Source organism: Rhodococcus chondri (genome assembly GCF_036327435.1).
Taxonomy (GTDB): Bacteria; Actinomycetota; Actinomycetes; order Mycobacteriales; family Mycobacteriaceae; genus Rhodococcus; species Rhodococcus chondri.
Genome location: NZ_JAUZMZ010000203.1, coordinates 1 through 7,815 on the forward strand (window position 1 = coordinate 1; position 7,815 = coordinate 7,815).

Here is a 7,815-nt window from a genome sequence, read left to right on the forward strand (position 1 = left end):
GCAGTACTGCGGCGAACTCCAGAACTTCCCGTCGAGGTACAGACGTTCGGTGCCCTCGGGATTCGCGTCGTTGCACGGCCACTGGATGCCGCTGCCGCCGCGCAGCTTGTCGTATGTGATGCCGGTGGTATTGCTGCTGGCTGTGGCGATGTCGGTGATGGCAATGGTCACCGCGGGATTGGGGTGGGGATTGTTGTCCATGCCGCTGGCTGCGGCTGTACTGCTGGGCGCGGCCCTGTGCCCGACCGACCCGGTCCTGGCCTCCAACGTGGTGACCGGGGAACCTGCCGAAAAGGACCTTCCGGCGCGGAATCGGCAGATTCTCTCACTCGAGTCCGGCGCGAACGACGGATTGGCGTTGCCGCTCGTGCTGGCCGCGATCGCCGTCGCCGGGGGTATGGGAGCAGGTACGGCAGCGCTCGAGTCCTTGTGGCAGGTGACCGGCGCAATCCTGATGGGGGTGGTGAGCGGATGGGCCGGCGGCCGCGCGCTGCGCGGAGGTGAGAAGTACGGCGCCACCGACCCGGCTCCGGCACTGTTCTTCACCGTCGTGCTCGCACTGGGCATTCTCGGTGTCGCCGGATTGATTCATGTCGACGGGGTACTGGCGGTCTTCGCGGGCGGATTGGCCTTCAACCTCACCAGCACCGGCAGCGAGCGGGCGTCGGAAGTGCCGATCGACGAGGCGGTCAATCGATTCGCGGTACTGCCACTGTTCGTGCTGCTGGGCGCCGTGCTGCCCTGGGAGCAATGGGCCGAACTCGGCTGGGCGGGCGTCGCACTGACAGTGACCGTACTGGCGTTACGGCGTGTGCCGATCCTGCTCCTGTTGCGTCGGCCGCTGCGGCTGTCGATGCCCGATGCGTTGTATCTGGGATGGTTCGGCCCCATCGGGGTGTCCGCGCTGTTCTATCTCACGCTCGAAGCCGAGCGGATGGGTGTGAACGAAGCTGTCCTGGCGGCAGGGTCACTGGTATTGGCCGCGAGCACGGTGATCTTCGGTGTCACCGCCGCGCCCGGGCGGGTGTTGTACCGTCGCGCCGAGTCCGCGGTGACCACGGCGGCCACCGCGACACGGGAACCCGGATGACGTCGGGGCCGATCTCCACGGCGCTGGATCGACGACACGTCCTTGCCGAGGCCCTGCGTTCGCGGCTGTGGCCCATCCCGGCTGCCGCGGTTCTGCTGGCCGTGCTGGCCGGCATCGGCTTGCCCGAACTCGACACCGCCATCGACCACCGCCTCCCACCGGCCGTGGCCGGCTATCTGTTCGGAGGTGGGGCCGACGCCGCGCGCGAGGTGCTCAGCGCGATCGCAGCCTCGTTGATCACCGTCACGTCACTGACGTTCTCGCTGACCCTGGTGACGCTGCAGCTCGCCAGCAGCCAGTACTCTCCTCGATTGCTACGCACCTTCGCCGCGGACCGTGTCGTCCAGCGCACCCTGGCGCTGTTCCTGGGAACGTTCGTCTATGCACTGACCGTATTGCGGACCGTGCGTAGCGATTCCGGCAGTACCGGATTCGTGCCCCAATTGGCGGTGACCGCGGCGTACCTGCTCGCGGTAGCCAGTGTCATCGCACTGGTGCTGTTTCTCGGGCACCTGGTCCGGCAGATCCGCGTCGAAACGGTGCTCGAACAGGTTCGCGCCGACACCTGCGCCACAGCAGCACGTCTCCTGCCTACGTTCCCGCAGAACAGTTCTCCGGTGCCGATGCCCGAGCCGGCGCCGGACCCGCACATCATCGAGGCAACCTCGTCCGGCTTCCTGGTCGAGCTGGATGAACGCGGACTTCTCGACGCGGCGGCGCAGTGCGGTGCCCTGGTATGGGTGGAACGGCCCGTCGGAAGTCCGGTGCTCGCCGGCGCACCGGTCGCATTCGCATGGTCGACCGATCCGCGGCAGCCGCTGACCGAACAGACGGTGGACGCGCTGGGTGAGCAGGTGCGCGGAGCACTGCGCATAGGCAGTGAACGCACCGCTGTGCAGGACATCGGCTACGGCCTGCGGCAGATGACCGACGTGGTGGTGCGTGCCCTGTCGCCGGGGATCAACGATCCCACCACCGCTGTGCACGGACTGGTCGCGGGCACAGCGGTATTGACCGAACTGCTCGACCGCCGGCTCGGCCCGTACACCCTGTGCGACGAGCACGACCGGGTGCGGGTGGTGGTGCCGCGACCGACCTTCACCGAACTGCTGGATCTGGTGTGCACCCAGCCGCGCCTCTACGGGGCCGACGATCCGATGCTGCTGGACGCACTGATGTCGATGCTGCGAGAGCTGGCATGGAAGGCCACGACCGGAGAGCACCACGCGGCGATCCTCGATCAGCTCCTTCGTGTGCAGGAGCACGTCACGGACCACGATGCGGTCACCCGCTCTCGCCTCGAGCACCTCGCTCGGCAGGTACGCGGTGCGCTCGATCGACATTGGACTCCGACAACGAAATCCGACGATCCGATTCCACCCGGTACCGGGTCCTGAACCTGCCGGTCACTCGCGCGACACGAGATGTCGCGGGTTGGTGACCCGGAGTCTCTCGGCCACCGCGCCGGCCACGGCCGACCGCACATTGGGGTCCGCGGGATCGAGCTGCCCGGTACGGATGCGCAGAGCCAGCTCCGCCTCGTCCCGACACCCGATTCGCGTCAGCCGGCCCGCATGCGCAGCGCGTTGCGCGGAGCCGACGACGAGTTCGCGCTGCGCGATCCGGAGCAGGTTGACGCAGATCTTCAAGCGATACGCGGCACCGGGGTCGTCGACGGCCGGCGCGATACCGTCGCCGAGTTCGGCGATCGCGGCATCGAGCAGGCCGGGCACGTCGGGGAGCCCGTGCAGGTCACCTCGATGGTGCGGTTCCGGTCGCGGCTCCGGCGGCAGTGCGTCGCCGTGACCGATCATGCCCAGGATGCGCAGCAGATCCCATTCGGACTCGCACACCCGCCGGCCGATCGCCGCGAACTCCGCCGATCGCTCGTCGCCCCGGAGGTGGCGCTGTGCCTGGAAGCGGCCGAGAACGAGCCAGCGCAGCGTGCCGAACACCTCCCACCAGTGCAGGTCGTTCAGGTCGGGGCGCCAGTGCGCTTCCCGCTCGTAGCCGTCGAGCAACTCTTCGCGGGTACCGACGCCGGCCACCGGTGCGGTCCCGCCGAAGCGCCACGCGCGCACGCACAGCCAGCCGAGGTCTTCGATCGGGTCGCCGCGGTGGGCGAGTTCCCAGTCGAGGACACCCTCGACCCCACCCGTGCCGACCAGCAGATTACCCAGCCGGAAATCGCCGTGTACCAGCACTTTTCGATGCGTCTCGGGTCGGTGGGCCGCGAGCCACCGTAGAGCGATCTCGACGACGGGGCGCGGTTCGTGGAAGTCACGGTAGATGCCGGAGATCGCGTCGAGCGGATCGTCGTCGGCGAGCATCGGCACCTCCGACACAGGCACGGCATGGATCCGCGCGGCGATCGCGCCGAGGTCGTGGGCGAGTCTCGCGCGTGCCGCCGCGAGCGACTCGTCGCGCAGGATACGACGCGGAATACTCTCTCCCGGAAGCCTTTCCATGATCAGGAACGGCGAGTCGAGGCCGGGTGCGGTGTCGGCGGCCGAGACGACCCGCGGGACGGGCACTCCGGCAGCGCGCGCGGCCCGCAGGCACGCCGCTTCGGCGCGCATCCGGGGGGCATCACCGTGTCCGGATGGGTCGCGACGCAACACGTACGCGCTTCGTGTGCCGTCGCCCCGGACGGCATCGAACGAGAAAATCTGCCTGCTCGCTCCGCCGGTCAGCCGTCGCAGTTCGGTCACCGACACAGCGGTCGACCCCTGTCCCGCCAGAACCTCGGCCAGCGCTTGGGCTGTGACGGCGCCGGCGTCGGGATTCACCGCCACGGTGCCGTGTCCGGGTCGCGCAGCAATCGGCGTGCGGTCGACATCCGATGGACCTCGTCGGGACCGTCGTAGATCCGGGCGTACCGCGCCTGGCGTACATCCGCTCGAGCGGGGTGTCGGCGGTCAGGCCGAGCGCGCCGTGCACCTGGATGGCGCGGTCGATGACGTTGTGGAGCATCCGCGCCCCCCAGAATTTGACCAGTCCGATCTGCACGCGCGCATCGGCGCCCGAGTCCATGACACGTGCCGCGTCGAGGGTCATCAGCCGGGCGGCATGGATTTCGGCCGCGGATTCGGCCACATATCTCTGGATCTCGCCTTTCTCGGCGAGCAGTGAACCGTGTGCGAAGCGTTCGTTCGCGCGGACACACATCAGCTCGAATGCGCGCTGAGCCTGCCCGAGCCAGCGCATGCAGTGGAAGATCCGGCCCGGCCCGAGCCTGTCCTGCGCGACGACGAAGCCGTTGCCACGTGCGCCCAGCAGGTTCGATGCCGGCACGCGCACGTCGGTGTATCGCACTTCGTAGTGATCACTGGGGTCGTGTCCCATAGTCGGCACGGACCGGACGATTTCGAAGCCCGGAGTGTCGGTGGGCACGATGATGGCGCTGATACTGCGGTGCGGTGCAGCCGATTCGGGCTCGGTCCGCGCGAACACCGTGCAGTAACCGGCCTCGCGTGCGCCGGTGGTGAACCATTTGTGCCCGTTGATCACCCAGTCGTCCCCGTCGAGGTGGGCGGTGGTCCGTACGAGTACGGGGTCGGACCCCGCAACCTCCGGTTCGGTCATGCCGACCGACGGCAGGATCTCCCCCGACACGAGACCGGGCACCCAGCGGCCGCGCTGTTCGTCGGTGCCGTGCCGGTGCAGCATCAACGCGTCCTGCATCGACACCGACCCGACGGCGAGCTGGCCGAACTCGGAGCGGCCGATGATCTCGTTGAGGTAGACGAAGTCGAGGAACGGGAGTCCTCCCCCGCCGATTTCTTCCGGATGCCCGAGCGCCCACAACCCGAGTTCCTTCGCGCGCGATTTCAGCCCGGTCAGCGCGACGGTCGCCTCGTCACCGGTCCGCGACAATACCGATTCGAGCGGCATCACCTCGTCGTCGACGAAGGAGCGCATGCGGGTGCAGAGCTCGGCCACGCGGCCCTCCGGCCGGTTCGCTGACATGGCGGCCAATCTATCGGTGCACAGGTGCGGTCACATGCCTTTTCCGTACCGTACCTCCGTACCGCACGCGTCCGGTGTGTGTGGAAACTACGATCCGGGGGAATGCCGGAACCATCTGCACAGCGAGTCGACGCGCACGGAGGTGCCATGCCAGCGGAAAGACCAGCCGACCCGACCGAACCGGCAGAGGGAATGGTTCACACTGCCGACGGGCATCTCGTCGAGACGCAGTCGGAGGACTTCGCCCACGCACGCCGACTGCCGGTCGATCCCGACTGGTTCAAGACCGCCGTGTTCTACGAGGTGCTGGTACGAGCGTTCAACGACTCGAACCACGACGGTATCGGTGACCTGCAGGGTCTGACGGAGAAGCTCGACTACATCGCATGGCTCGGCGCCGACTGCATCTGGCTGCCACCGTTCTACGACTCACCGCTGCGGGACGGCGGCTACGATATTCGGGATTTCCGTGCCGTACTACCGGAATTCGGCACGATCGACCATTTCGTGACGTTCCTCGACCAGGCCCACGAACGGGGCATCCGTGTCATCACCGACCTGGTCATGAACCACACCTCCGACACGCACGCCTGGTTCCAGGAGTCGCGCACCGAGCCGGACGGTCCCTACGGCGACTTCTACGTCTGGTCCGACACCGACGAGGGCTACGAGGACGCGCGGATCATCTTCGTCGACACGGAGACGTCGAACTGGACATGGGATCCGGTGCGCAAGCAGTACTACTGGCACCGCTTCTTCTCGCATCAGCCCGACCTGAACTACGACAATCCCGAGGTGCAGGACGCGATGATCGACGTCCTGCGGTTCTGGCTCGACCTCGGGATCGACGGGTTCCGGCTCGACGCGGTGCCGTATCTGTTCGAGCGGGAGGGCACCAACTGCGAGAATTTGCCGGAGACGCACGCGTTTCTCAAGAAGTGCCGCGCGGTGGTCGACACCGAATATCCGGGCCGGGTGCTGCTGGCGGAGGCGAATCAGTGGCCCAGCGACGTCGTCGAGTACTTCGGCGAACCCGAGGTGGGCGACGAATGCCACATGGCCTTCCACTTTCCGCTGATGCCCCGGATCTTCATGGCCGTGCGCCGGCAGAACCGCTTCCCGATCTCGGAGATCCTGGCACAGACACCCGCGATTCCGAGCAGTGCCCAGTGGGGGATCTTCCTGCGCAACCACGACGAGTTGACCCTCGAGATGGTGACGGACGAGGAACGCGACTACATGTACGCCGAGTACGTCACCGACCCGCGGATGCGCGCCAACATCGGGATCCGGCGGCGGCTGGCGCCACTGCTGGAAAACGACCGTAATCAGCTCGAGTTGTTCACTGCATTGCTGTTGAGCCTGCCCGGCTCTCCGGTGCTGTACTACGGCGACGAGATCGGGATGGGCGACAACATCTGGCTCGGCGACCGCGACGCGGTCCGTACGCCGATGCAGTGGACCCCGGACCGCAATGCCGGCTTCTCCCGCGCCGATCCCGCTCGGCTGTACCTGCCGACGATCATGGACCCCACATACGGGTACCAGTCGGTCAATGTGGAGAGCCAGTTGAACTCGACGAATTCGCTGCTGCACTGGACCCGGCGGCTCATCCAGGTCCGCAAACAGCACCCGGCGTTCGGCAAGGCCGCGTTCACCGAACTGGGCAGCGCGAATCCCGCGGTGCTGTCGTACCTGCGGGAGATGCCGAGCGGTCCGGAGCGCAATTTCAGCGACATCATCCTGTGCGTCAACAACTTGTCCCGGTATCCGCAAGGTGTGGTCCTGGACCTGTCCAGGTTCACCGGATGGATTCCGGTGGAACTCACCGGCTCGGTTCCGTTCCCGCCGATCACGGAGGAGGGTTACATGATCACACTGCCCGGCCACGGCTTCTTCTGGTTCGCATTGCAGCCCGACCCGTCACGAGAAGGCCCCGGCGAGCATCCGGTGAGCAGCGAGGCCGAAGCGGCGGTGCAGCCATGACCGCTTCGAACGACGAACTCTACGGGGACGCCGAGCTCGCCTCCCGCCTCACCGAGTGGTTGCCGCATCAGAGGTGGTTCGCCGCGAAGGGCAACACGATCACCGGCGTGCGCTTGCTGCTGCGTCAGCCCCTGGTGCGTGAGCCCGGTTTCGGTGCCGACCATCTCCTCGTGAAGGTGGCGTTCGCGACGGGACCGGAGCAGATCTATCAGGTACCGATCGGTTACCGCGCTCTTCTGTCCGACGATCTCGCACCCTGGACGCTCGCGACGCCGGACGATACCTCCGGTCGCACCGCCTATGCCTACGACGGTTTACGCGACCAGGAAGTGATCGATCTCTATTCGCGGAGTCTGGCGGCGGGTCAGGTGTACGGACCGGTCGAACTGCACACCGCCCCCGGCGCGGTGATCGAACCCGGACTGCGGGGGCACGCGCTCAGCGCGGAGCAGTCGAACACGTCCGTGGTGCTCGGAGACAAACTGTTGCTCAAGATGTTCCGCCGCATCAACCCGGGCATCAATCCCGATGTGGAACTGCATCTGGCGCTCGGCGAGGCGGGCTGCCGTTCGGTGGCCCCGGTGCGGGCATGGATCGAGACGGAGATCGAAGGAACACCCACGACCCTCGCGATGGTGCAGGATTTCGCCGCCAACGCTGCCGACGGCTGGTCGATGGCGCTGGGCAGTGTGCGCGACCTGTTGCTCGAAGGAGATCTGCTGCTCGACGAAACCCGGAAGCGTCTGCAGAACAAGAACATCGAACTCGAG

The 7,815-nt window shown here is 66.9% G+C and carries 6 protein-coding genes and 1 pseudogene; 4 read left to right on the forward strand and 3 right to left on the reverse strand.

The window, feature by feature from the left end; translation table 11 throughout:
- On the reverse strand, window positions 1-201 hold a 201-nt coding region (locus Q8814_RS22845), incomplete at its 3' end, for a hypothetical protein (protein ID WP_330154268.1).
- Here Q8814_RS22845 and Q8814_RS22850 point away from each other — a divergent pair.
- Together Q8814_RS22850 and Q8814_RS22855 are read left to right on the forward strand one after the other, a co-directional pair.
- On the forward strand, window positions 149-1,090 hold the full coding sequence (locus tag Q8814_RS22850; RefSeq protein ID WP_408015970.1) for a cation:proton antiporter domain-containing protein: 942 nt from the start codon (window positions 149-151) through the stop codon (window positions 1,088-1,090). The two genes, Q8814_RS22845 and Q8814_RS22850, sit on opposite strands and share 53 nt — an antisense overlap.
- Entirely contained in the window at window positions 1,087-2,487 is a 1,401-nt protein-coding gene (locus tag Q8814_RS22855) for a DUF2254 domain-containing protein (protein WP_330154265.1), read from the forward strand. The genes Q8814_RS22850 and Q8814_RS22855 overlap by 4 nt, the downstream gene beginning before the upstream one ends.
- Window positions 2,488-2,496: 9 nt before the next feature.
- On the opposite strand, the gene Q8814_RS22860 is transcribed toward Q8814_RS22855, so the two are convergent.
- Window positions 2,497-3,885: a phosphotransferase family protein gene (locus Q8814_RS22860; RefSeq protein WP_330154266.1), complete on the reverse strand. Its 1,389-nt coding sequence runs from the start codon at window positions 3,883-3,885 to the stop codon at window positions 2,497-2,499.
- A pseudogene (locus Q8814_RS22865) lies at window positions 3,876-5,059 on the reverse strand (acyl-CoA dehydrogenase family protein). The gene Q8814_RS22860 and the pseudogene Q8814_RS22865 overlap by 10 nt, the downstream one beginning before the upstream one ends.
- A 192-nt stretch (window positions 5,060-5,251) precedes the next feature.
- Between Q8814_RS22865 and treS the strand changes: the two are divergent.
- Both treS and Q8814_RS22875 read left to right on the forward strand, forming a co-directional pair.
- Window positions 5,252-7,045: a maltose alpha-D-glucosyltransferase gene (treS, locus tag Q8814_RS22870; protein ID WP_330154267.1), complete on the forward strand. Its 1,794-nt coding sequence runs from the start codon at window positions 5,252-5,254 to the stop codon at window positions 7,043-7,045.
- Window positions 7,042-7,815 (forward strand): maltokinase N-terminal cap-like domain-containing protein (locus Q8814_RS22875; protein ID WP_408015971.1); only part of this gene is annotated, 774 nt, incomplete at its 3' end. The genes treS and Q8814_RS22875, both read left to right, overlap by 4 nt.

Coding starts and splice junctions, on each gene's coding strand:
- Q8814_RS22850 (WP_408015970.1), top strand. CDS start 149: ATGTCGGTGATGGCAATGGTCACCGCGGGATTGGGGTGGGGATTGTTG.
- Q8814_RS22855 (WP_330154265.1), top strand. CDS start 1,087: ATGACGTCGGGGCCGATCTCCACGGCGCTGGATCGACGACACGTCCTT.
- treS (WP_330154267.1), top strand. CDS start 5,252: ATGGTTCACACTGCCGACGGGCATCTCGTCGAGACGCAGTCGGAGGAC.